Origin of the sequence: Burkholderia anthina, assembly GCF_001547525.1 — a bacterium.
Taxonomy (GTDB): Bacteria; Pseudomonadota; Gammaproteobacteria; order Burkholderiales; family Burkholderiaceae; genus Burkholderia; species Burkholderia semiarida.
On record NZ_CM003769.1, the window covers coordinates 706,936 to 730,027 of the forward strand.

Annotated in this window: 22 protein-coding genes and 2 pseudogenes; 16 read left to right on the top strand and 8 right to left on the bottom strand. The window is 68.0% G+C overall.

Going from position 1 to position 23,092, the window contains the following annotated elements:
* The 7 genes and pseudogenes from WS64_RS19300 to WS64_RS19325 all read left to right on the top strand — a co-directional run bounded on the left by WS64_RS19300 (position 1) and on the right by WS64_RS19325 (position 5,573).
* Positions 1–1,287 carry an MFS transporter gene (locus WS64_RS19300; protein WP_060967330.1) on the top strand — a complete coding sequence of 429 codons (1,287 nt, stop codon included), beginning with the start codon at positions 1–3 and terminating at the stop codon, positions 1,285–1,287.
* 184 nt (positions 1,288–1,471) lie between these two features.
* Entirely contained in the window at positions 1,472–1,852 is a 381-nt protein-coding gene (locus WS64_RS19305) for a hypothetical protein (protein ID WP_124659076.1), read from the top strand.
* An 83-nt stretch (positions 1,853–1,935) separates the two neighbouring features.
* Positions 1,936–2,469, top strand: a pseudogene (locus WS64_RS19310) (methyl-accepting chemotaxis protein); the annotation flags it as partial.
* A gap of 204 nt (positions 2,470–2,673) precedes the next feature.
* The gene (locus WS64_RS19315; protein ID WP_060314447.1) at positions 2,674–3,351 is read left to right on the top strand and encodes a heavy metal response regulator transcription factor; all 678 of its coding nucleotides are present in this window, start codon (positions 2,674–2,676) and stop codon (positions 3,349–3,351) included.
* Positions 3,348–4,808, top strand: a complete 1,461-nt coding sequence (locus WS64_RS19320) for a heavy metal sensor histidine kinase (RefSeq protein ID WP_060967332.1) — start codon at positions 3,348–3,350, stop codon at positions 4,806–4,808. Before WS64_RS19315 ends, WS64_RS19320 begins: the two co-directional genes overlap by 4 nt.
* Before the next feature lie 169 nt (positions 4,809–4,977).
* Positions 4,978–5,229, top strand: coding sequence for an AbrB/MazE/SpoVT family DNA-binding domain-containing protein (locus tag WS64_RS33135; protein ID WP_081059215.1), 252 nt, complete (start codon positions 4,978–4,980; stop codon positions 5,227–5,229).
* Positions 5,223–5,573 carry a type II toxin-antitoxin system ChpB family toxin gene (locus WS64_RS19325; protein ID WP_059579063.1) on the top strand — a complete coding sequence of 117 codons (351 nt, stop codon included), beginning with the start codon at positions 5,223–5,225 and terminating at the stop codon, positions 5,571–5,573. Before WS64_RS33135 ends, WS64_RS19325 begins: the two co-directional genes overlap by 7 nt.
* Positions 5,574–6,039: 466 nt before the next feature.
* On the opposite strand, the gene WS64_RS19330 is transcribed toward WS64_RS19325, so the two are convergent.
* The 3 genes from WS64_RS19330 to WS64_RS19340 are packed head-to-tail and all read right to left on the bottom strand — an operon-like array spanning position 6,040 to position 12,351.
* Entirely contained in the window at positions 6,040–7,581 is a 1,542-nt protein-coding gene (locus WS64_RS19330) for an efflux transporter outer membrane subunit (RefSeq protein ID WP_060967333.1), read from the bottom strand.
* A gap of 31 nt (positions 7,582–7,612) precedes the next feature.
* Positions 7,613–9,058 (bottom strand): efflux RND transporter periplasmic adaptor subunit, encoded by a 1,446-nt coding sequence (locus tag WS64_RS19335; protein WP_060967334.1) that lies wholly within the window; start codon positions 9,056–9,058, stop codon positions 7,613–7,615.
* A 53-nt stretch (positions 9,059–9,111) separates the two neighbouring features.
* A complete protein-coding gene (locus tag WS64_RS19340; protein ID WP_060967335.1) occupies positions 9,112–12,351 on the bottom strand; it encodes an efflux RND transporter permease subunit in 3,240 nt (1,079 codons plus the stop codon).
* A gap of 211 nt (positions 12,352–12,562) precedes the next feature.
* On the opposite strand from WS64_RS19340, the gene WS64_RS19345 reads away from it, so the two are divergent.
* The 3 genes from WS64_RS19345 (at position 12,563) to WS64_RS19355 (ending at position 13,960) form a co-directional block, all read left to right on the top strand.
* Positions 12,563–13,030 (top strand): MEKHLA domain-containing protein, encoded by a 468-nt coding sequence (locus tag WS64_RS19345; RefSeq protein ID WP_060967336.1) that lies wholly within the window; start codon positions 12,563–12,565, stop codon positions 13,028–13,030.
* Positions 13,031–13,252: 222 nt separating this feature from the next.
* Positions 13,253–13,558: a DUF4148 domain-containing protein gene (locus WS64_RS19350; RefSeq protein ID WP_060314497.1), complete on the top strand. Its 306-nt coding sequence runs from the start codon at positions 13,253–13,255 to the stop codon at positions 13,556–13,558.
* Between the two features lie 141 nt (positions 13,559–13,699).
* Entirely contained in the window at positions 13,700–13,960 is a 261-nt protein-coding gene (locus WS64_RS19355; RefSeq protein ID WP_060967337.1) for a hypothetical protein, read from the top strand.
* On the opposite strand, the gene WS64_RS19360 is transcribed toward WS64_RS19355, so the two are convergent.
* The 3 genes from WS64_RS19360 to WS64_RS19370 form a co-directional block, all read right to left on the bottom strand.
* Positions 13,888–15,030 (bottom strand): FAD binding domain-containing protein, encoded by a 1,143-nt coding sequence (locus WS64_RS19360; RefSeq protein ID WP_060967338.1) that lies wholly within the window; start codon positions 15,028–15,030, stop codon positions 13,888–13,890. The genes WS64_RS19355 and WS64_RS19360 overlap by 73 nt on opposite strands.
* 40 nt (positions 15,031–15,070) lie before the next feature.
* Positions 15,071–15,946 (bottom strand): alpha/beta fold hydrolase, encoded by an 876-nt coding sequence (locus tag WS64_RS19365; RefSeq protein WP_060967339.1) that lies wholly within the window; start codon positions 15,944–15,946, stop codon positions 15,071–15,073.
* A gap of 142 nt (positions 15,947–16,088) precedes the next feature.
* Positions 16,089–16,808, bottom strand: a complete 720-nt coding sequence (locus WS64_RS19370) for a TetR/AcrR family transcriptional regulator (protein WP_060314486.1) — start codon at positions 16,806–16,808, stop codon at positions 16,089–16,091.
* A gap of 227 nt (positions 16,809–17,035) precedes the next feature.
* Here WS64_RS19370 and WS64_RS19375 point away from each other — a divergent pair, with 227 nt between their 5' ends.
* Positions 17,036–17,272 (top strand): DUF1427 family protein, encoded by a 237-nt coding sequence (locus WS64_RS19375; protein ID WP_059579090.1) that lies wholly within the window; start codon positions 17,036–17,038, stop codon positions 17,270–17,272.
* A complete protein-coding gene (locus WS64_RS19380) occupies positions 17,254–17,991 on the top strand; it encodes a YoaK family protein (RefSeq protein WP_060967340.1) in 738 nt (245 codons plus the stop codon). The genes WS64_RS19375 and WS64_RS19380 overlap by 19 nt, the downstream gene beginning before the upstream one ends.
* A gap of 173 nt (positions 17,992–18,164) precedes the next feature.
* Here the strand turns inward: WS64_RS19380 and WS64_RS34410 are convergent.
* A pseudogene (locus WS64_RS34410) lies at positions 18,165–18,293 on the bottom strand (LysR family transcriptional regulator); the annotation flags it as partial.
* A gap of 8 nt (positions 18,294–18,301) precedes the next feature.
* Complete coding sequence (locus WS64_RS33140) at positions 18,302–18,583, bottom strand: XapX domain-containing protein (protein ID WP_081066619.1); 282 nt, start codon at positions 18,581–18,583, stop codon at positions 18,302–18,304.
* Between the two features lie 306 nt (positions 18,584–18,889).
* Here WS64_RS33140 and WS64_RS19390 point away from each other — a divergent pair, with 306 nt between their 5' ends.
* The 4 genes from WS64_RS19390 (at position 18,890) to WS64_RS19405 (ending at position 23,090) form a co-directional block, all read left to right on the top strand.
* Positions 18,890–19,576 (top strand): hydrolase, encoded by a 687-nt coding sequence (locus WS64_RS19390; RefSeq protein WP_059579098.1) that lies wholly within the window; start codon positions 18,890–18,892, stop codon positions 19,574–19,576.
* Between the two features lie 168 nt (positions 19,577–19,744).
* The gene (locus WS64_RS19395; RefSeq protein ID WP_059579100.1) at positions 19,745–19,912 is read left to right on the top strand and encodes a DUF1427 family protein; all 168 of its coding nucleotides are present in this window, start codon (positions 19,745–19,747) and stop codon (positions 19,910–19,912) included.
* Between the two features lie 19 nt (positions 19,913–19,931).
* Positions 19,932–21,821 carry an amidohydrolase gene (locus WS64_RS19400; protein WP_060967342.1) on the top strand — a complete coding sequence of 630 codons (1,890 nt, stop codon included), beginning with the start codon at positions 19,932–19,934 and terminating at the stop codon, positions 21,819–21,821.
* 315 nt (positions 21,822–22,136) lie between these two features.
* Positions 22,137–23,090: a VOC family protein gene (locus WS64_RS19405; protein ID WP_060967343.1), complete on the top strand. Its 954-nt coding sequence runs from the start codon at positions 22,137–22,139 to the stop codon at positions 23,088–23,090.
* Positions 23,091–23,092 lie beyond the last annotated feature (2 nt).

Consider the following 23,092-nt stretch of genomic DNA (forward strand, 5'->3'; position numbering starts at 1 on the left):
ATGCGTACTATGGAAATGGTGGATGCCGCGCCGACGAGAGAACAAGCTCCAAACGTGTTGCGACTGGTGTCCGCCGCAACCGTCGGCAATGCCTTGGAGTGGTTCGACATACTGATTTACGGGTTCTTCGCAATCTCGATTTCAAAGGCTTTCTTTCCTGCGTCGAACAGCGGGGTATCCCTTCTTCTGACGTTCGGGACGTTCGCGATCTCGTATTTGGCCAGGCCGATCGGAGCGCTGGTGCTGGGTTCGTATGCGGATCGTCGCGGCCGCAAGGCGTCGATGATGGTGTCGATCGTGACGATGATGATCGGCACGACGACGATCGCACTGATGCCGAGTTACGCGTCGATCGGCGTGATCGCACCGATTCTGGTCATCTGCGCTCGGCTGCTTCAGGGATTTTCCGCGGGCGGCGAGTTCGGCAGCACAACCGCGTTTCTGGTGGAACAGTGTCCCGAGCGCAAGGGATTGTTCGCCAGCTTCCAGTTCGCGAGTCAAGGATTGAGCTATATGCTCGCGGCCGGTTTCGGCGTTCTCCTCACGTTGATCCTCGATGGAGACGCCATCGACGCATGGGGTTGGCGCATCCCGTTTCTCTTTGGTATGCTGATCGGCCCGGTCGGCCTGTACTTGCGAAAGCACGTGCATGAAGCCGACGGCGCAAGGCGTGAAAGGCCCGCATCGTTCCCGGTGAGGGAAGTGTTCGTCAATCAGAAAGCCAGAGTGTTGCTGGCGATCGGTACGCTCGTTCTTTCCACCGGCGCCAGTTACGTCATTCTTTATATTCCGACCTACGCGGTACGTGAACTTCATCTGCCTGCCAGTTTCGGTTTCATTGCAACGACGTTGACCGGCGCCATCCTGACGTTCGTTACGCCGTTCGTCGGTCATCTCTCGGACAGGATCGGCCGCATCAGGCTGATGATCTGGGCCGGGATAGCCTTCATTCTGACCATTTATCCGGTTTTCAAATTGCTTGGCGCGCATCCCGATCTGGGAAGACTCATTGCGATGATGGCCTGGATGGGGACGCTGAAGGCGGTCTATTTTGGCGCGCTGCCAGCGCTGATGGCGGAAGTATTTCCGACCGAAACGCGAGCGACGGGCATGGCGATCAGCTACAACATCGGCGTCACGCTGTTTGGCGGTTTCGCGCCGCTGATCGTCGCGTCGCTGATCCATCAGACGGGCAATCTGGCATCGCCGGCGTTTTATCTGATACTGCTCGGCGTGCTGAGTCTGATTGCATTGCGCGGCTGTCGATCGATGTTGAATCTCCGATAAGGCAGCGCATCGAGAGAACGCCGTACGACCGGGCGATGGCTTCGCCGGGTGCGGCGCGAGACTTGTTTCGACGACATGCGAGGTGATTGGCATGAGTGCAAGGAAACTGGACGCGGTATCGTCGGGGGCTTCGACGTGGAACTGGCTGTTACCGCCTTCGGAGCGGGCTCGCGTGTGTGTCGTCATGGATCCGAGCCCCGGCGCGGCCGCGGTTTCAGCGGCCGTAGCCCGCTTCGCGGCGATGCCGGAAGTCGCGCTTCTCCAGATTGACGATCCCGTCGATGCGCATCGTGCATGGAGCGAGTCGCTCATGCCGGGTAACGTTCCCGATGCGGCGAAGACGAGGCCGGAATGCCGATTGAGTCGATTGCCGCGAGGCGTGCCGTTGCTGGTGTGGTCGACACGCCCGCAAGACCTCGACTGGCTCGGCGGCATCGACGGCAACAGGGTGCGTGCCCTCGTTACTTTCGACGGCGACGAGGTCGAAATGCAGGTATCTCGTCTGCTCGCGCTTGTTCTGAAGGAGTTGAAGCACGCGATCGCCGAGAACATGTTGATCCATTGAGGCGATGAAAATCGCTTTGCCCGGCCGTTGCAGACCGAGCGGCTGGTCAGTGACTGGTCCCGGCAAATCGGTGTCGCGGTCACGTCGTGGAAACCATGAAGGGCATCAACGACAGCTCCCGCCAAATCTCGGACATCACGGGTGTCATCGACAGCATTGCCTTTCAGACCAACATTCTGGCCTTGAACGCCGCGGTCGAGGCCGCGCGCGCCGGCGAGCAGGGCAGAGGCTTCGCGGTGGTCGCCAGCGAAGTGCGCAGCCTGGCCGGACGTTCCGCCGATGCGGCCAGGGAGATCAAGAAGGTCATCGGCTCGAGCGTGGGGCGCGTGGCTCAAGGTTCGACCGAAGTCGAGCGCGCATGGGTGGCGATGACCGAAGTCGTGAACTCCATTCGTCGCGTCACCGAGACGATGCGTGAAATCAGTGCCGCGAGCGCCGAACAATCGCTCGGCGTGGCCCAGATCGGCGAAGCCGTCGGCCAGATGGAGCGCGCCACGCATCAAAACGCCGCGTTGGTCGAGCAAACGGCGGCGGCGGCGATCAGTCTGCGCCGGCAGTCACGGGAACGGGTGGAGGTCGTCTCGGTTTTTCGGCCTGGACGCGGTGAAGCGCCGTAGAGCCGGCGTGTTTAGGCATACGCGCCGCGATCGCGCTGGACCGACGGGACGGGAATCCTCGGCCTGGCGCCGCGACCGCACGCCAGGCTGACGGGCCGATTACCGTTTTGTCATCTACGCCGCTCGGGCCTGCACGGAGCGCGGCCGTGTCGCCGTTTCCGGGTAACATCGCCGTATGTCCCCACGAATGCGACGGAGCCGGCCATGCGCATCCTGATAGTCGAAGACGAACCGAAAACGGGCGCGTACCTGAAGAAAGGGCTCGAGGAATCGGGCTTCAGCGTCGATCTCGCGAAGGACGGCGCCGAAGGGCTGATGCTCGCGCAGGAAGAGCGTTACGACGTGATCGTGCTCGACGTGATGCTGCCCGTGCTCGACGGCTGGGGCGTGCTCAAGCGGCTGCGCGAGACGCATACGACGCCGGTGCTGTTCCTGACCGCGCGCGACGACGTGCACGACCGCGTGCACGGCCTCGAACTCGGCGCCGACGACTACCTCGTGAAGCCGTTCGCGTTCGTCGAGCTGCTGGCCCGCATCCGCACGCTCGCGCGTCGCGGGCCGCCGCGCGAGACCGAGCACCTGGCGGTCGGCGATCTGGAAATCGACGTGGTGCGCCGCCGCGTGAAGCGCGGCGCCACGCGAATCGACCTGACGCCGCGCGAATTCTCGCTGCTGCAACTGCTCGCGCGCCGGCAGGGCGAGGTGCTGAGCCGCACGCAGATCGCATCGTACGTGTGGGACATGAATTTCGACAGCGACACCAATGTCGTCGAGGTCGCGATCCGGCGCCTGCGCGCGAAGATCGACGACGCGTTTCCGGTCAAGCTGATCCATACCGTGCGCGGCGTCGGCTACGTGCTCGAGCCGAAGGATGGCGCATGACGCGCCCGCGCTCGCTCGCGGCGACACTCGCGCTCGCTTTCGCCGCGACCACGCTGGCCGCGTTCGCGCTCGTCGGCGCGTATGTGTATGCGGGCCTCGAGCGGCAGGTGAACACGCAGGACGATCTCGACATCGTGCTGGCCGCGCGCCATACGCGCCGGCTCGCGGGCGAGCTCGAGTCGCTCGATGCGGTTCGCGCGCACGCGGAGCGGCTGACGAGCCAGGTGCTGGGCAACGAGGCGCTGTCGATGGTCGTCGTCGATGCGCAGGGCGACGTGCTCGCGCGCCACAACGTCCGGCTCGCCGCGCTCGACGATGTACCCGCGGCCGCATCGGTTCCGCTGGCCGACGCGCAACTGTTCGCGCCGCACGCGGCGCCGGTTCCCGCGAACGACCGGATCACGGCCGACCGGCTCGTCACGTGGACCGCCGCCGGCGGCACGCCGATGCGCGGCGTCGCGATCGAGGCCGCGCTCGGCGACCGCACGCCGATCCGCATCGCGATCGCGCGCAACATGCGCGACCGGGCCGAACTGCTCGACGGCTACCGCAACCGGCTCATGCTTGCCGGCGGCGTCGGCGCGCTGTTCGCGCTGCTGCTCGGCTACTGGCTGATCCGCAAGGCGCTCGCGCCGCTGCGCGAGATCGTCGACGACACCGGCCGGATCACGGTCGACAAGCTCGACACGCGGCTCGATGCGTCGCGCGCGCCGCCGGAGCTGCGCGCGCTCGTCGATGCGCAGAATGCGATGCTCGGCCGCCTGCAGCAGGCGTTCTCGCATCTGTCGCAATTCAGCGCCGATCTCGCGCACGACTTGCGCACGCCGCTGAACAACATGCGCGGCGCCACCGAAGTCGCGCTCGCGCGGCCGCGTTCGGCCGACGAGTACCAGACGCTGCTCGAATCGAATCTCGAGGAATACGATCGGCTCGCGCGGATGATCGAGAACGTGCTGTTTCTCGCGCGCGCCGAGCATCCGAGCTTCGTCACGCGGCAGCGCGCATTCGACGTGCGCGACGAACTCGAGCGCATCGCCGAGTATTTCGAGGGGCTCGCCGACGAAGCGGGCTCGGCGCTGCGCGTCGACGGGCACGGGCAGTTGACCGCCGACGTCGAGCTGTTCCGCCGCGCGGTCGGTAACCTGCTCGCGAACGCGCTGCGTTACACGCCCGCCGGCGGCGTCATCACGCTGAGTGTCGATGAAACCGCCGACGCGGTGCGCGTCGTCGTCGCGAATCCCGGCGAGCCGATCGATCCCGCGCTGTTGCCGCGGATCTTCGACCGCTTCGTGCGCGGCGACCCCGCGCGCAGCGGCGGCGCGCCGGGCGGCACGGCAGGGCTCGGCCTCGCGATCGTGCGCTCGGTGATGGAACTGCACGGCGGCACCGCGCAGGTCGAAAGCGACGCGCGCGGCACGCGCTTCGTGCTCACGTTCAATCGGCCGCCGGCTGTGTGACGGCGGGTTCGGGCTGCGCGGCCGCCGCGTGGTCCTTCGTGCCGGCGTTCGAAACAGGGCAGCCGTTTGCGGGGTCTTCAAACGAACCGAATGTAGAATCAATGTAGATACAAACGGCTTGCCATTTCTGCGGCGCGTGTCTACAATGGATAAACATTCGGAGCGTGATATGGAACTCAAAATTCAGAAGTGGGGCAACAGTGCGGCCGTACGGCTTCCTGCTGTGTTGTTGGAGCAGATCGGCGCGTCGGCTGGCAGTTCTCTGCACGCCGATGTACGGCCGGATGGCGTGTTGCTTTCGCCCGCGCGGCGCAAATATTCGCTGGATGAACTCGTTGCGCAATGCGATCCGAAGGCTCCGCAACCGGCAGACCTCGTCGCGTGGGGTGAAGTCAAGCCCGTGGGACGTGAGGCATGGTGAGGCGCGTCAAGTTCGACCGTGGCGATATCGTGCGGGTTAGCCTGAATCCGACAGTGGGCAAAGAACAGCAAGGGGATTTCCGTCCCGCGCTGGTTCTGTCACCCGCCGCGTTCAACACGCTTGGCGTGGCGCTCGTCGCGCCAATTACGCAAGGCGGCGAATTCGCGCGATACGCGGGATTCGCTGTGCCGCTCTCGGGTTCGGGGACGGAGACGCAGGGCGTGGCGCTGGTGAACATGGTCCGCACGCTCGACCTCGAGGCGCGCGGCGCACGCAAAGTCGAGCGTGCCCCCATTGAAGTTGTCGAAGATGCGCTCGCTCGCCTGCAAACCATTTTGGAATGACGGGAAACGCCGGCCTCGCCGGTAAGTGACATCGCCAATCGACAGTGCGATCAACGCGTCGGTTCGCTGCCCAAAATGCGGCGCGCACGGCGTTGGCGCGTGCAACCGTGGGCGGCTGTTCGATGCGGAGCGTCTCGGCGACGTCATTGCCGGCGAATTGGTCGAAGCCCTGCTCGCAGATGGACAATTACGCGAGCACGCCCCAGCATTATTGGAGCTTGATCCAGAACGAGGCCGGGGACCATTCGCTTGCCAGCGGCAGGTCAACCGGACGTACGAGACCGGAGAGTGGCACCCAACTACCGCGAGGCAATCGACCCGGGCGCAAGTGATGGGGAAGACATGGTTCGCATGACTGACGGTGATATGTCGCAGTGTGACGTCAACGAGCCGTCTTACCGACGTGCAACCTTTCGTCCGCCGATCGAAGAGTTGAAATGGTGCTACGGCTGCGCGCCTCTCACGTTCAACCGGCCGCCGGCTGCGTGACGGCGGGTTCGGGCTGCGCGGCCGCCGCGTGTTCCTTCGCGCCGGTGTTCGATTCCGCACCTGATTCCGCGCCCGCGCCCGCCTGCCAGCCGCCGCCCAACGCCTTCAGCAGGCCGACCGCCGCCTCCATCCGGCGCGCGTCGATCTGATCGGCGGTGCGCCGGTTCGTCAGCGCGATCGTCTGCGCGGTCACCACATCGAGATAGCTGACGGCGCCGGCGTTGAAACGATTCGTCGTCAGCCGCAGCGACAGATCGGCCGCGTCGGTCGCGCGTTGCTGGCTGCCGGCTTCGGACGCGAGTGCATCGAGCGCGGACAACTGATCCTCGACCTGCTGGAACGCGACGAGCACGGTTTGCCGGTAATCGGCGACTGCGCCGTCGTATTGCGCATGCGCGCCGCGCAGCGATGCGCTGCGGCGGCCGCCGTCGAACAGCGTGCCGGCGAGCTGCGGGCCGAGCGACCAGAACAGGCTCGGTGCGGTGAGCCACGGCGCGAAGAACGAACTCTCGAGCCCCGCGCTCGCCGACAACACCAGATCGGGAAAGAACGCGGCACGTGCCTCGCCGATCTGCGCGTTCGCGGCCGCGACGCGACGCTCGGCCGCCGCGATGTCGGGCCGCCGCTCCAGCAGTTGCGACGGCACGCCGGCCGGAATGGCCGGCACGTGGAACGCCTGCACGCGGGGCGGCAGCGCGAACGTCGATGCGCTTTCGCCGACGAGCGTCGCGATCGCATGCTGCAACTGCGCACGCGACGCGTCGATGTCGGTGTCCTGCGTGCGCGTCGATTCGAGTTGCGTCTGAGCTTGGGCGACGGCCGACGCGTCGATCGCACCGGCCGCGAGCTGCTGCCTGAGCAGCGTCAGCGCGTCCGCGTACGCGCGGACCGTGTCGTCGAGCAGTTGCTTTTGCGTGTCGAGCGAGCGCAGCGCGAAATAATCGGTCGCGAGTTCGGCCGTGACCGACAGCTTCACGGCCTGCAGGTCGGCCGCGCTCGCGGCCGCGTTCGCCTGCGCGCCCGTCACCGCATCGCGCACGCGACCGAACACGTCCGGCTCCCAACTCGCGGCCACGCCGGCCTGGTAGTCGGGCGTCGTCTTGCCGGCGAGCGACGAGCCGAGCCGGTTCTGCGACACGCGCGCGCGGCTTTGCGCGACGCCCGCGGTGATCGTCGGCAGGAATCCGGCGTGCTGATAGTCGACCATCGCGCGTGCCTGCTGCAGATCGGCGACGGCTTTCTTCACGGTCTGGTTCGACACGTCGACGCGCGCTTCGAGCGCGTTCAGGTCGGCGTCGCCGAACACCGTCCACCACGCGCCGCGCGCGGCGGTGTCGGCCGGCATCGCGACGTGCCAGCCGGCCTGCGCGGCAGGTGCGGCCGGCGCGCCCGCGTAGTGCGCGGGCACCGCGACGGCGGGCGGCGAGTAGGGCGGCAGCGTCGAGCAGGCGGTCAGTGCGGCGGTGGCGGCGAGCGTGACGATGCGACGTGCGAACGGAAGCGGATGACGGAGGCGCATGGCAGGTATCTCGTGATTCGTCGTCGATGGGTCAGCCGCGGGCGGGCGCGGCAGCGGGTGTCGATGTAGCCGGTGCGGCGCCGACCGCGCGCGGCGGCGGCACGTTGCGTGCATCGGCCGCAGACGCCGGTTGCGCGGCCTGCGCGGCCTGCCCGGCCTGCGCGGCGGAAGCGGCGGAAGCGGCCGAAGCCGGCGAAGCAGCGACCGGCGCCGCATCGTGCGCGGTCGACACGATCTTCACGGTCTCCCCGGCCGTGATCGCATCGCCCGGGTTGTCGATCACGCGATCGGTTGCCGCGAGCCCCGCGACGATCTCCACCCGCGTGCCGAAATCGCGCCCGATCTGCACGGTCTTCAGCGCGGTGCGCCCGTTCGCGCCGACGGTGGCCACCGTCACGCCGTTCGGGCGGAACAGCAGCGCGCTGACCGGCAGCTCGAGCGCCGGCGCCGCGCTCGGCACGACGAGATGTGCCTGCGCATACGCGCCGGGCATCAGCGCGCCGTCGCGATTGTCGACGTCGATCTCGACGCGCAGCGTGCGCGTGACGGGATCGATCGCGCCCGCGCTGCGCGCGACGCGCGCGGCGATGCGCCGCCCCGGATACTGCGGCGTCGTCAGGTAGACCGGCGTGCCGGTCGACACGCCCGTCGCGCTGTCCTGCGGCACATCGACGAACACGCGCAGCGTGTCCGTCTGTTCGAGATGGAACAGTTCGCCGGACAGGCCCGGGCTGCCCGGCGTGCCGCCCGCGGTGACGAGCGTGCCGACGTCGACGTTGCGTGCGGTGATCACGCCGTCGAACGGCGCGGTGACGGATTCGTACGACACGAGTTCGGCAAGATGCGCGACGTTCGCCTGCGCGGCGGCGAGCATCGCGCGCTTCGCGTTCATGTCCGCGACCTTCGTGTCGGTGTCCTGCTGCGACACCGATTGCGTCTTCAGCATGTCCTGCCAGCGCTGCGCGGTCGATTTCGCATAGTCGTAGTTCGCCTGCGCGCTTGCTTCGTCCGCGCGCGCCTGGCGCAACTGCGCGTCGAGATCGGGCGCCGAGATCTGCGCGAGCGTCTGGCCGGCCTTCACGTGCGTGCCGAGATCGGCGCTCCAATGCGCGATATAGCCGCTCGTGCGCGCATAGATCGATGCGTCCGCATACGGCGTCACCGCGCCGGGCAAGGTCAGCGTCTGGTCGGCCGGCGCCGTGCCGGGCACGACGACCGACACCGGCAGCGCCCGCTGCGCGGCCACCTGCGCACGCTGCGCGGCGCGCGCGTCGATACGCGGCACGATGCCGAGCGCGAGCAGCGCGGCGGCGAGCGCCGCAACCGCGAGCGGCACGGTCAGTTTGCGGCCGCTGCGGGCCGGCGGGGTGTCGGAGGCGGCGCCGCGCGCGGCAGGCGGCACGGCTGCGGCGGCGGGGGCCGCGGTGGCCGTTTCGGCGGCCGGCGGCGGGGCGACGGGTTCGATCGAGTCGTTCATGATGGGTCCGGGGTCGGGCGAATCGAAGGATGAGAAGGGGCGGCCGTGCGCGCTCAACGCAGCGCCGGCGTATCGGGCGCGGGCTGCGCGCGCCGGGCGGCCGCGGCGTCGCGGCGCCGCGCGAGCCACGCGTGGACGAAGCCGAACAGCACCGGCACGAACAGCAGCGTCGACACCGTGCCGAACGCGAGGCCGCCGATCACCGCGCGGCCGAGCGGCGCATTCTGTTCGCCGCCGTCGCCGAGCCCGAGCGCCATCGGCAGCATGCCGATCAGCATCGCGAGCGCGGTCATCACGACGGGGCGGAAGCGGTTGAAGCCGGCATCGAGCGCCGCTTGCCACGGCGACGCGCCGCCCGCGAGCAGTTCGCGCGCCGCGTTCACGACGAGAATGCTGTTCGCGGTCGCGATGCCGATGCACAGGATCGTGCCGGTCAGCGCGGGCACCGACAGCGTGGTGCGCGTGACGAACAGCATCCATGCGATGCCGGCGAGCGACGCCGGCAGCCCGCCGACGATCACGAGCGGATCGAGCCACGACTGGAAGTTCACGACCATCAGCAGGTAGACGAGCGCGATCGCGAGCGCGAGGCCGCCGAGCAGGCCCGTGAACGACTCGTGCATCGCCTGCACCTGGCCGCGCAGCACGATCGACGAGCCGGGCGGCAGTTGCGCGCGTGCGGCGTCGACGAGCTTCGTCACGTCGGCCGTGACGCCGCCGAGGTCGCGCCCCTGCACCGACGCGAAGATGTCGAGCACCGGCTGCACGTTGTAGTGCGACACCACGGCCTGCTGCGTCGAGCGCGAGAACGTGCCGAGCGAGCCGAGCAGGTTCTGCGCGGGCGCGCCCGCGGCCGGGCCGCCGGCCGGCGTCTGCGGCGCGCGCGCGGTGCCGGCCGGCAGCGGCACGTTCGCGAGCGACTGCAGCGAATTCACCGTGTATTGCGGCGTCTGCACGAGCACCGGGTAGCTGACGCCGTTGCGCGGATCGAGCCAGAAGTTCGGCGTCGTCTGCGAACTGCCGGACAGCGCGATCAGCAGGTTCTGCGCGACGTCGCGCTGTTCGAGGCCGGCCTGGATCGCCTTCGTGCGGTCGACGTTCACGTTGATCGCCGGTTCGTCGCCGGGCTGCTGGATGCGCGCGTCGACGAGCCCGCGCACGCCGCGCAGTTTCGCGAGCAGCGCATTCGCGACCGCGCGGTTCTGGTCGAGCTTGTTGCCGACGATCTGGATGTCGATCGGCGCGGGCAGCCCGAAGTTCAGGATCTGGCTGATGATGTCGGCCGGCAGGAACGCGAACGTCACGCCGGGGAACGACTGCGCGAGCACGTTGCGCAGCTTCGCGACGTACGCGGCCGTCGACGCGTGATTCGGTTTCAGCGTGACGAGCACGTCGGCGTCCTCGGTGCCGATCGGGTCCGACGAGTCGTACGTGAGGTTGATCCCGCTCACCGGCACGCCGATGTTGTCGAGCACGCCGGCGAGTTCGTTCGCCGGAATCACGCCGCGGATCTTGGCTTCGACTTCGTCGGTCAGCCGCGCGGTTTCCTCGATTCGCGTGCCGGTCGGCGCGCGCAGGTGCAGGCGGATTTCGCCGGTGTCGACCGACGGGAAGAAGTCCTGCCCGGCGAACGCGTAGAGGCCCGTCGACGCGACGCACGCGAGCAGGAACGCGGCCGCGAAGCGGCGGCGCCGCGCGATCGCCGCCGAGAGCAATGCGCGATAGCGCAGCCGCACGGCCTCGAAGCGATGCTCGAACGCGGCCTGGAAACGCGCGACGCGCGCGAATACGCCGCGCGGCGGCCGGCCTTGCCCCTTCGCGCGCATCAGCGCCATCGCGAGCGTCGGCACCAGCGTGCGCGAGAAGAAGTACGACGCGATCATCGCGAAGATCACGGCCTCGGCCAGCGGCACGAACAGATAGCGCGCGACGCCCGTGAGCAGGAACATCGGCACGAACACGATGCAGATCGACAGCGTCGACACGAAGGTCGGCACCGCGATTTCGCCCGCGCCGGTCAGAATGGCTTCCTCTAGCGGCGCGCCGAGCTCCAGATGATGCGTGATGTTCTCGATCGCGACGGTCGCGTCGTCGACGAGGATCCCGACCGCGAGCGCGAGCCCGCCGAGCGTCATGATGTTGATGGTCTGGCCGAGCACGGACAGCGCGAGCAGCGACGTGAGCACCGCGAGCGGAATCGATACCGCGATGATCAGCGTCGCGCGCCAGCTGCCGAGAAACAGCAGGATCATCAGCGCGGTCAGGCACGCGGCGATCAGCGCCTCGCGCACGACGCCCTGGACCGCCGCCTTCACGAACACGGACTGATCGTCGAGCGGCGAAATGTGCAGCGCCTTCGGCAGGCCGGCCGCGATCTTCGGCAGCATCGCCTTCACCTGGTCGATGATCGTCAGCGTCGACGCGCTGCCGGTCTTCTCGACCGTCAGCAGCGCCGCGCGCTTGCCGTCCACGCGCACGATGTTGGTCTGCGGCGCGTAGCCGTCGCGAACGTGCGCGACGTCGCGCACGTACACGACATTGCCGCCGATCGTCTTCACCGGCAGGTCGTTCAGCGCGGCGACCGTCTGCGTGCTGCCGTTCATCTGCACGTTGTATTCGTGCGTGCCGATCTTCGCGGTGCCGCCCGGCAGGATCAGGTTCTGCGCGTTGATCGCGTTCACGACGTCGATCGGCGCGAGCCCCTTCGCCTGCAGCGCGCGCGTATCGAGATCGACGACGATCTGGCGGATCTTGCCGCCGAACGGCAGCGGCACGGCCGCGCCCTGGACGGTCGCGAGCTGCGTGCGGATGAAGCTGTTGCCGAGGTCGTACAGCTGCTGCTCGGCGAGCGTGCGGCTCGACAGCCCGAGCTGCAGGATCGGCACCGTCGACGCGTTGTACGTGATGATGTTCGGCGGCAGCGTGCCGGGCGGCAGGATGCGCAGGATCGACGCGGCGTTGCTCGCGGCTTCCGCGATCGCGCGATTGATGTCGGCGCCCGGATGGAAGAAGATCTTCACGACGGACACGCCGTTCAGCGACTGCGACTCGATGTGCTCGATGTCGTCGACGTCGGACGTGAGCGCGCGCTCGTAGTTCGACGTGATCCGCTTGGCCATGTCCTCCGCGGAGAAGCCGTTGTACGACCAGACGATGCTGACGACCGGAATGTCGATGCTCGGAAAAATGTCGGTCGGCGTGCGCAGCAGGGCAAGCGGCCCCGCGATGAAGATCAGCAGCGCGAGTACGACGAACGTGTAGGGCCTGCGTAACGCCAGCCGGACGATCCACATGATGGTGCTCCTCGAAGCAGGGCTCGGATGCGCATTCGATGCGACGAGCATGCAGTCTGCCGGCGCGGCGTTGACCCGACCCTGACCCGAAGATTACGAAGTCGTTATCTGTGCAGGCGCGGCGGCGCCGGCCGCGCCGCTTCGTCCCTATAATGTCCGGCCGTGAACCTTCACGCGTTCCCGTATCCCGCCGCTTTTAGGAGCCTGACCGATGTCGTTGCGCACCGATGCAGATTTCTTCCTCCTTCTCGCCGACTCCTACCGCCGGCTGTTGCACCATCCGCTCGTTCCCGACGGCATGAGCGCGTCCGACGGCGCCGCGTGGCTGTACGAGACGGCGCCGTTCGGCGTGCTAGCGCACGACACGTCGGCCGATCCGGTGTTCGTGTACGGCAACCGGCGCGCGCAGGCGATTTTCGAATACGACTGGGACGAACTGACGGCGTTGCCGTCCCGCCTGTCGGCGGAGCCGATGGAGCGGCGCGAGCGGCAGATATTCCTCGACAAGGTGATGCGGGACGGCTTCGTGTCCGGATACCGCGGCGTGCGGGTCACGAAATCCGGCAAGCGGTTCTGGATCGAGCGCGCGACCGTATGGCAGGTCACGGACGCAGACGGAATCGTGCGCGGCCAGGCCGCGATGATTCCGGAAGTGCGGCCGCTCGACGCGTCCGCATGAACGCGACGGTCGTCCGACGTGCGCGCCTGCGCCGTGCCCGGCGAGCCGGGCGCCCCTGCACAACGGGCGCCGGCGCCCGGATAACAAAACCGTAATCGAAGCCTCACCTTCAGGAAAGCGCGCGAATCGCAGAATGATCCCAACTCTTCATCACATCGATGGGGAGCGGATGTCCGGCCTGATCTGCGGACGCGAACACGCCATCTTTGAGAGGTGAACATCATGAACAACCTGATTCGTGCAGTCCTGCTTTCCTGTGCGCTGAGCGCACCGATCGTCGCATTTGCGCAAACCGCCGACCATGCGCTCACACGGGCCGACGTGCGCGCCGATCTCGTCCGTGTCGAAAAGGCCGGTTATCGGCCGGTCGGCAGCGATCCTTACTATCCCGAGGACATCCAGGCAGCGGAGGCGAAGGTCGCCGCCCAGCATCCGCAGTCGGTCGCTGCACGGCCGGATGCCGCCGCCGCGACGGGCGTGCCTTCGCTCGCGTCGCTCGACACGCAGCAATTGTTCGAGCACCACTGAACGCGGTTTTTTCAGCCGCCGTCCGCCGCCGGCGTCGGGTCATTCGACGCCGGCAACGCACACGTGACGCAACGAATCGCTTTCGCTCGTGCGGTCGTGCCGGCGGCGCGTCCCCATCGAATCGTTCTCGGGAGTGTCATCATGAACCGCAAGCTTGTCGCCGCCGCATTGCTCGCTCTTTGCGTCGGCACGGCCGCCGCCACGCCGGCCTTCGCGCGCGGCCAGCCGCAACTGCCGGATGACGACGGCGGGCGCGCGAGCGTGCTGCACGCGCTCGACCCGGAGTCCGATGCGCCGCGCCGGGCGCATGACACGCGGCCCGCGAACGCTCAGGCCGTGCCCATCAAACGTGCGCCGAGCGCGATTCCGCGCGCGGCGATCGATGCGCTGGCGGCGCGCTGACGGGCGTCCCAGCCCGCCAGCCCGGCGTCCAACGTGCTGCCGGGGGCGACGTCGCGCAACGCCTGCGCGAGACCGACCGCATCGTCGGCCGCTTTCGCGACGCCCGCCGCCGTGTGCGGGCGCACCATGCAGGCGGCGTCGCCGAGCAGCACCGCGCGCCCGAACGCCATCCGCTCGACCGCGAGATCGAGGATCGCCTGCGCGAACGGCGCGGGTGTCGCATCGACGAGCGCGGCGAGCGTCGGCGCGAGCATCCGGTCGGCGGCGTCGACGAGTTCCGCGCGGTTGTCGTCGCGCATCGCGCCGGGCGGCAGCGACCCGTCGCGCTGCGTGCCGTCGCGTGCAAGGAACAGCGATGCCAGCCGGTCGGACGCGAGACGCCGGTACCACACCCAGTTCACGCGCCGCTCGCCCGGTTCGAGCGCGCCGTCGGCGCCGGGCACCAGATAGGTGAGGAACAGGTGCCGGTCGCCTTGCTGGAACGTGAAGCGTTCGCGCAGCAGAACCAGCACCTGCTCGGGCAGCGCGCGTTCGTCGACGAGCCCGCGCCACGCGACATAGCCCGCATACGTCGGCCGCACGTCCGGCAGCAACTGCGCGCGCACGGTGGAGCGGCCGCCGTCCGCGCCGATCAGCAGGTCGGCCGTCTCGGCATGGCCGCTCGCGAAGTGCGCGACGATGCGCTCGCCGTCCTGCTCGAACCGCTCGAACGCGTCGCCGGCGTGGAGGATGCCGGCCGGCAGCGCACGCTTGAGCGCCGTGTAGATCACGTTCCACGCGGTCTGCGTCTGCGGCATCGCGAAGCGTTGCACGATCCGGTCCTGTGCGTCGACGTAGATCCGGTCGATCGAATCGACGCCGGCCGCGCGCGGCAGCGGCACGCCGCCGAACGCGAACGCGCGCTCGATCGGCGGCTGCAGCACGATGCCGCCGCCGCGGCTGTCGAGTTCGTGCGGCGATTGCTCGAATACGCGGACGTCCCAGCCGGCCGCGCGCAACGCGGTCGCCGCGAACAGCCCGCCGACCGATCCGCCGGCGATGACGGCCTTGCGGCCCGATCCGTGTCCCATCCGATGGTCCTCCGATGATGCCGCAGGCAGCGGCGGTGCGTCAGCCGGCCCAGCCGCGCAGGAAATCGAGCAGCAGCATGTTCACGCGCTCGGGCTGCTCCTCGTGCGGCAGGTGTCCGCACTGCGCGATCGGCTCGGCCCGCAGGTTCGCCGCCATGCCTTCCCATACGGCCTTCATGTCGAACATCTTGCCGACCGCGTAGAAATCCTCGCCCCAGATCGCCATGGTCGGGCACCCGATCCTGACATCCGCATCGACGAGATCCTGCTGCACGTCTTCCGCGTTCGCGCGATAGTCGGCCAACGCGCCGCGCACGGCTCCCGGGCGCCGATACGCGCGTACGTACGTGTCGAATGCATCGCCCGAGATCGCATGCGGGTTGTAGCACCAGTCGGCGAAGAAATAGCTGAGCCATTCGGCTTCCTTGCCCGCGATCAGCGCCTCCGGCAGGTCGGGCACCTGGTGGAACAGGAAGAACCAGTACGCGCGCGCCGTTTGCGCGGTCATGTTCTGCGCGACGATGCGCGTCGGCACGTTGTCCATCACGACGAGCCGCTCGACGCGCGCGGGGAAGTCCTTCGCGAAACGCGTCGCGACGCGTGCGCCGCGATCGTGGCCGACGAGCGCGATGCGGTCGATGCCGAGCGCTTCGAGCAGCGCGGCGAGATCGCGCGCCATGTTGCGCTTGTCGTAGCCGGCCGCGGGCTTGTCGGTTTCGCCGTAGCCGCGCAGGTCGGGCGCGATCACGCGATAGTGCCGCGCGAGCACCGGGATCTGGTGGCGCCACGCGAAGCTGGTTTCGGGAAAGCCATGCAGCAGCACGACGACGGGCCCGGCGCCGGCATCGATGACGTGCTGGCGGATGCCGTTCGCGGTAATGGTGTGATGGGTGAGTGCGAGCGTGTCGGTCGTCATGTGGGAGCCCCGGTTCGATGCGGACGGTGCGCGGTACGGCACGCGTCCAATGCTGTCCGAGCATAGGGCAAGCAGCGACCGTCGCGGCTGAATCGTTCTGAATCGGCCCGGGCGCGGTGCAACGCCACGCCGGGCCGCGGCATCACGAGCGGCGGGCGCGCTTCGCGGCTGCGTCGGACGCGACACGCTTCAGCGCGGCCGGCGTGCCGTTCAGGAACGCGTCGATCTGCCGTTCGATTTCCGCGTCGAGATCGTCGGGCACCGGCAGCCCGTATACCCACTTGCGCACGCCGAGATAGAAGATGCTCGCGTGCAGGCTCCACACCAGTTCGATTTCCGCATTGCGCTGCGCTTCCGACGCCGGCGTCGCGATGTCGTACGCGTGCCGCAGCTCGCGCAGCACCGGCAGGAACACGCGTTCGCGCAGCCGCGACAGATAGCGCGTGTTGAAGCCCTCGCGGCTGAGCCCCGCGAAGATGAATGTGCGGATCCATTCGCGCCGCAGGATCGTCTGCGCATACGACCGGTAGAACGCGACGAGCCGCTGCTGCAGCGGAACCGAGCGGTCGGCGATCAGTTTTTCCCACTCGGGATCCCACGTGTAGACCTCGTCGTATACGCGATCGATCAGCGCTTCCTTGCTCGGGAAATACCGGTAGAGCAGCGGCTGGGTCACGCCGATCTGCCGCGCGAGCTCACGCGTGCTGCCGGAAAAACCGTGGGTCGCGAAGTGTTCGACCGCCTTTTCGACGATCTGCCGCTCGCGCGCTTCCGGCGTGAGGCGGCGGCCCGATGTGGCGGCGGTGTCGTCGGCGGTCGCCCCGCGCGTGCGGGGCGCTGCCTTGCGCTTGGTGTCGGTCATGCGTCGGCTCCTGAATGCGGCCATTCTGCACTTATCGATCGAAAAATAGCAAGGCGCGCCATCGCGAAGCCGGCCACGCGGCGCGGGCGTCGCCGCCCCGCGCGTTCAGAACGATTCAGTTCGCCGCCATGACTTTCAGGCCCGCATTCCGTAGTCTTGCTCCCGAGCCGCCGCACGCGGCCGAATCCCTTCGGCCGGCCCGGCCGGCGGCGCAACCGGAACGGACCATGCCTTACCTGATCTCGCCGGGAGCCGGCATCGCAGTCGGCCTCCCGCACCCCCTCGTGCACGTGCAATCGCCCGCGCCGCCGCCGATCGCCCTGGCGGGCCTGCTCGGCCTCGTCTCGCGCGAGCATGCGGTCGCGCTCGCGCGGGCGCAATGGCGCGCGCGCGCCGCGCAGGTCCGCGATGCGGGCACCGTCGACCCAACCGCGGAAGCCACGACATGCAGCCCGCGCAAGTAACGGCAGCGGGCGCGGCGGCCCCCGATCGCCTGCGCGGCGAGGATGTGTTTCTCGCCTCGATCGCCGGCTACGTCGACACGCTCGGCTTCGTCGCGCTGTTCGGGCTCTTCACCGCGCACGTTACCGGCAACTTCATCCTGATCGGCTCGGGCCTCGCCGGTGTCGGCCAGGGCCTGATGATCAAGTGGCTCGCGTTTCCGGCATTCATCGCGGGCATCGTGGCCGCCCGCCTGCTCGATCACCGGATGCGCGTGCGCGGGCATGGCCCGCGGGCGCGCTCGCTGTACGCGCTGCAGACGATCCTGCTGGCCGGCTTCATGCTCGCGGGCGTCGCGGCGTCGCCGATCGGCAGCGCCGATGCGCCCGCGACGATCGTCTGCGGGCTGCTGGGGGCGGCGGCAATGGGCGTGCAGAACGCGCACGGCCGGCTGACCGCGCGCACCGTCGTCGCGAATACCGTGATGACCGGCAACGTCACGCAGGCGGTCATCGATGCATTCGACTGGCTCGTGCCGATCGCCGCGCCGGCCGAACGGGAAGCCGCGCGCGCGCGGCTGCGACGCACGTTGCCGCCGGTCGCCGGGTTCGCGCTCGGTGCGGGCGCCGGCGCGAGCGCCTACCTGTACGCCGCGTTCTGGGCGCTGGCGCTGCCGCTCGCGATGCTCGTTTTCCTCACCTGGCGCGCCGGCCGGACCGGCGACACGTCCGCGGCGCGCTGAGCGCCGATACTGCGCGCGGCGTCGGCTGTGCGCGACATCGGGGGCGGCGAAGCCGCTCCCGTTTCTTCATTCCGTCAACGCTGGCTTCAAGATTGGCTTGATTCAGGTCGGCAAGCGCCAGACGCCTCGACCGTTCACGGCTGATCTCCCGGAAACCGACACTCGGGGTGACGGATGCGCAAATCACGCACAACGCGCGACTTCGCGCGCTGCGCCTTCCGTTCAAGCTGTTCGGCAGCATCGAGAAGATGACGGCCTTCGTCGACGACGACGCGGCCCATGCGCGTGAGCTTCGCTCGACGTGTGCCTGTCACGTCGGTGTCGATTCGCGGTGCTTCACGGAAGCGTCGGAGGTGTGAGCGCCAGGTAACGGGCCGAACATGTGCTGACTGCACTTCGCGTCGCGCCACGCGGTTCCCGGTCGAATGCCGTCGAGCATCCGTCGCACCACGGGAAGAATCTGTTCGCCGGCCAGAATGCCAAGCAGGCCGGCGAGGGCGACGGCGGGCGGCGCCGGCGATTGCACGCCGATCAGCGCGTAGACGACGCCGGCGAGGATGCCGGCGAAAAGCGAAGCAGTGTACGGTTTCATCGTTCTGGAATGAAATGACAGCCGTTAAAAATACGGATACCTACCGGTCTGGCGTCGATCCGAAAGTCTTGGGCCAGCCTATCAGGTCGGCGCGCTCGTCGTTGGCGCATTCAATGAAATTCAGAACTTTTCAGTCTGAATGTCGAGCGTGGCGAGAATCAGAACAATTAACTGGTGCGGCCGCACGTTCGCGTATTGAATGACGCAGGCCGGCTGCCGACGCTTCCGACACCGCGCATTGGACGCCTCGCGGATTCGTCGGCCAGGCGAGTCTCATTTTTCTCCGCGTCAAAGGACATCATCACCATGAGCAATCCCAAGCTTGAAGTACTTACCCCGCACAACAGCCAGCTGATCTTCATCGACCAGCAGCCGCAGATGGCCTTCGGCGTGCAGTCGATCGATCGGCAGACGCTGAAGAACAACGTCGTCGGGCTCGCGAAGGCCGCGAAGGTCTTCAACATTCCCACCACGATCACGACGGTCGAAAGCGAGAGCTTCTCCGGCCACACCTATCCCGAGCTGCTCGACGTGTTCCCGAACCAGAAGACGCTCGAACGCACGTCGATGAACTCGTGGGACGACCAGAAGGTGCGCGACGCGCTCGCCGCGAACGGCCGCAAGAAGGTGGTCGTGTCGGGCCTGTGGACCGAAGTCTGCAATACGACGTTCGCGCTGTGCGCGATGCTCGAGGGCGACTACGAGATCTACATGGTGGCCGACGCTTCGGGCGGCACGACGCAGGCCGCGCACGATATCGCGATGCAGCGCATGGTGCAGGCCGGCGTGGTGCCCGTCACGTGGCAGCAGGTGCTGCTCGAATGGCAGCGCGACTGGGCGCACCGCGAGACGTACGACGCGGTGATGGCGATCGCGAAGGAGCATTCGGGCGCATACGGGATGGGCGTGGACTACGCGTACACGATGCTCCACAAGGCGCCGCAGCGTACCGCGACGCCGCACGAGTCGATTGCGCCCGTTCCGGCGAAGTAAGCGCGGACGGCCTGCAACCGCGGATGCCGGTGCGACGGGTTCGATGCGAACGCGCCGCATCGGCTCCATTGCCGCGGGCGGCGGACGTGACCGAAACACGAATGCCGCCCGCGGCATGCCGTTCGGCACACCGCGCCTGCATTTGAAATTGTCCGGGAGATTGATCGCATGAAACCTTATCTGGTTTCCCTTGGTGCGGGCCTGCTGATCGGTGTGATTTACAGCGCCATCAAGGTTCGCTCTCCCGCACCGCCGCTGATTGCGCTGGTCGGGTTGCTCGGCATGCTGATCGGCGTGCAAGCGTTACCCACCGTGAAACAGCTGTTTGGCTTCTGATCAACAAGAGGTGATGCACATGACCGCAACCGTGACCCAACCGGATCTGATCCTGCATAACGGACGATTCACGACGCTCGACCGCGCGAACCCCGTCGCGACGGCCGTCGCGATTGCCGCCGGCCGCTTCGTCGCCGTCGGCAGCGACGCGGACGTCATGCCGCTCGCGGGCCGCGCGACGAAAGTGGTCGATCTCGGCGGCCGCGGCGTGCTGCCGGGCCTGATCGACAACCACTGCCACGTGATTCGTGGCGGCCTGAACTACAACATGGAGCTGCGCTGGGACGGCGTGCCGTCGCTCGCGGTCGCGATGGAGATGCTCAAGCGCCAGGTCGCCGTGACGCCCGCGCCGCAATGGGTGCGTGTGGTCGGCGGCTTCACCGAGCACCAGTTCGTCGAGAAACGGCTGCCGACGATCGATGAGCTCAATGCGGTCGCGCCCGATACGCCCGTGTTCATCCTGCGCCTGTACGACCGCGCGTTGCTGAACGCGGCCGCGCTGCGCGTGGTCGGCTATACGAAGGACACGCCGGAGCCGCCGGGCGGCACGATCCTGCGCGATGCCGCGGGCAATCCGACCGGCCTGCTGCTCGCGAACCCGAATGCGACGATCCTCTACGCGACGCTCGCGAAGGGGCCGAAGCTGCCGTTCGAGTATCAGTACAACTCGACGCGCCATTTCATGCGCGAGCTGAACCGGCTCGGCGTGACGGGCGTGATCGACGCGGGCGGCGGCTCGCAGAATTATCCCGACGATTACGAAGTGATCCGCAAGCTGCACGACGCGGGCGAGATGACGATCCGGATCGCGTACAACCTGTTCACGCAGAAGCCGAACGCGGAGAAGGAAGACTTCGTGAACTGGACGAAGAGCGTCAAGTACCACGACGGCACCGACTACTTCCGCAATAACGGCGCGGGCGAGATGCTGGCGTTCTCGGCGGCAGACTTCGAGGATTTCCGCGTCGCGCGGCCGGATTTGCCCGCGCAGATGGAGGACGACCTCGAAGGCGTCGTGCGCGTGCTCGCGGAAAACCGCTGGCCGTGGCGCATGCACGCGACCTATGACGAAACGATCAGCCGCGCGCTGGACGTGTTCGAGAAGGTCAACGAAGACATCCCGCTCGACGGTCTGAACTGGTTCTTCGATCATGCGGAAACCATCTCCGAGAAATCGATGGACCGGATCGCCGCGCTCGGCGGCGGCATCGCGGTGCAGCACCGGATGGCGTACCAGGGCGAATACTTCGTCGAGCGTTACGGCGCTCAGGCCGCCGAGGCGACGCCGCCTGTCGCGAAGATGCTCGGCAAGGGGCTCAAGGTATCGGCCGGCACGGACGCCACGCGCGTCGCGTCGTACAACCCGTGGGTGTCGCTCGCGTGGCTCGTGACGGGCAAGACGGTCGGCGGCATGCGCCTGTATCCGCAGCGCAGCCTGCTCGATCGCGAAACCGCGCTGCGGATGTGGACCGAGTACGTGACGTGGTTCTCGAACGAGGAAGGCAAGAAAGGGCGCATCGCGGTGGGGCAGCTTGCCGACCTCGTGGTCCCCGATCGCGATTTCTTCGCGTGCGCGGAAGACGATATCGCCGGCACGACCGCGTTGCTGACGGTGGTCGACGGGAAGATCGTGTGGGGCGCGGGGCCGTTCGCGTCGCACGACGCGCCGATTCCGCCGGCGATGCCGGACTGGTCGCCGGTGCGCGAGTTCGGCGGCTATGGCGGCTGGGGCGCGACGCAGCGCGCCGGCGCGCCGTTGCAGCGCGCGGCGGCCGCCGCGATGTGCGGCTGCGCGAACGAATGCAACGTTCACCAGCATGCGCACGCGAGCGCATGGGCGAACGCGTTGCCGACGTCTGACGCGAAGGGTTTCTGGGGCGCGTTCGGCTGTTCGTGCTGGGCGGTCTGACAGGGCGATGCGTGCCACTTGCGACACCGCGGCGCAGGTCCGCGCGCTGCCGTCGCGGCCATGGGAAATCCAGCAGCGCGTCATCGTGCTCGACGATATACGACGCCAGACCGGCAGCGTTCCCGCCATTCGGTGACGTTGCGGCGACCGCGCTGAAACGACGAGTCTGCGCCGTCTCCCGCCGGGCGGGAAGCCGCGCGCGCCGCTCGTGTTTCTCGCCGGTCGTCCGGCCGCCCGGACGCGTGGCCCGTATCCCGCTGAATCCGAATCCGCGCGCGGCGCTGGCCGCGCGCATCACCATCAAGGAGAAAACCGATGAGTTCATTGAACCTGCGCACCATGCTGCGCATGACCGCCGCGTCGTCGGCCGTGCTCGCCGCGCTGCTGGCCGGCGCGCCGGCGCTCGCCGACGAAACCCATCTCGACGACATCGCGTCGCCGGCCGCCGCGGCGCGGTTCCCCGCCGTTGCGGTCGGCCCGCAGTACGACACGACCCACGTGTGCGTCGCGCCTGAGGACTTCGACCGCTTCACCGACAGCTTCGTCGCGACGTTCGGCGGCAAGAAGTCGAAGCAGGGCGTGTTCCAGGTCACGCCGACGCCAAGCCAGACGATGTCGCAGCTCGTGCTGACGCCGGTCGGCACGATCTCGGTGTTCGGTTTCAAGACACCGATTCCGTATCCGTTCTGCGAGGAGCGCACCGGCTATCTCGTCACCGACATGGACGTCGCGGTGAAGTCGGCGCGCGCGCATGGCGCGGACATCGTCGTGGCGACGTTCCCCGACCCGATCGGCCGCGACGCGATCGTCCGCTGGCCGGGCGGCGTGAACATGCAGCTGTACTGGCATACGCAGGCGCCGAACTACGACCCGCTGCAGACGGTGCCGGAGAATCGCGTGTACGTGTCGCCGGAAAGCGCGGGCAAGCTCGCGCGCGACTTCGCGGCGTTCTCGCACGGCAAGATCGTGTCGGACGTGCGCCATGCGCCGGGCATCGAGATCGGGCGGCCGAACGACACGTATCGCCGCATTCGCATCGAATCGGGCTTCGGCAAGATGACCGTGCTCGCGACCGACGGCCATCTGCCGTACCCGTTCGGCCGTGAGATGACGGGCTACGAAGTGGCCGATCTCGCGGCGACGCTGAAGCAGGCCGAAGCCGCGGGCGTGACGGTGCTCGTGCCGCCGTTCAAGTCGGACGGGCGCGACGCGGCGCTCGTGCAGTTCCCGGGCGGCTACGTCGCCGAGATCCACGCGCGATCGAAATGACG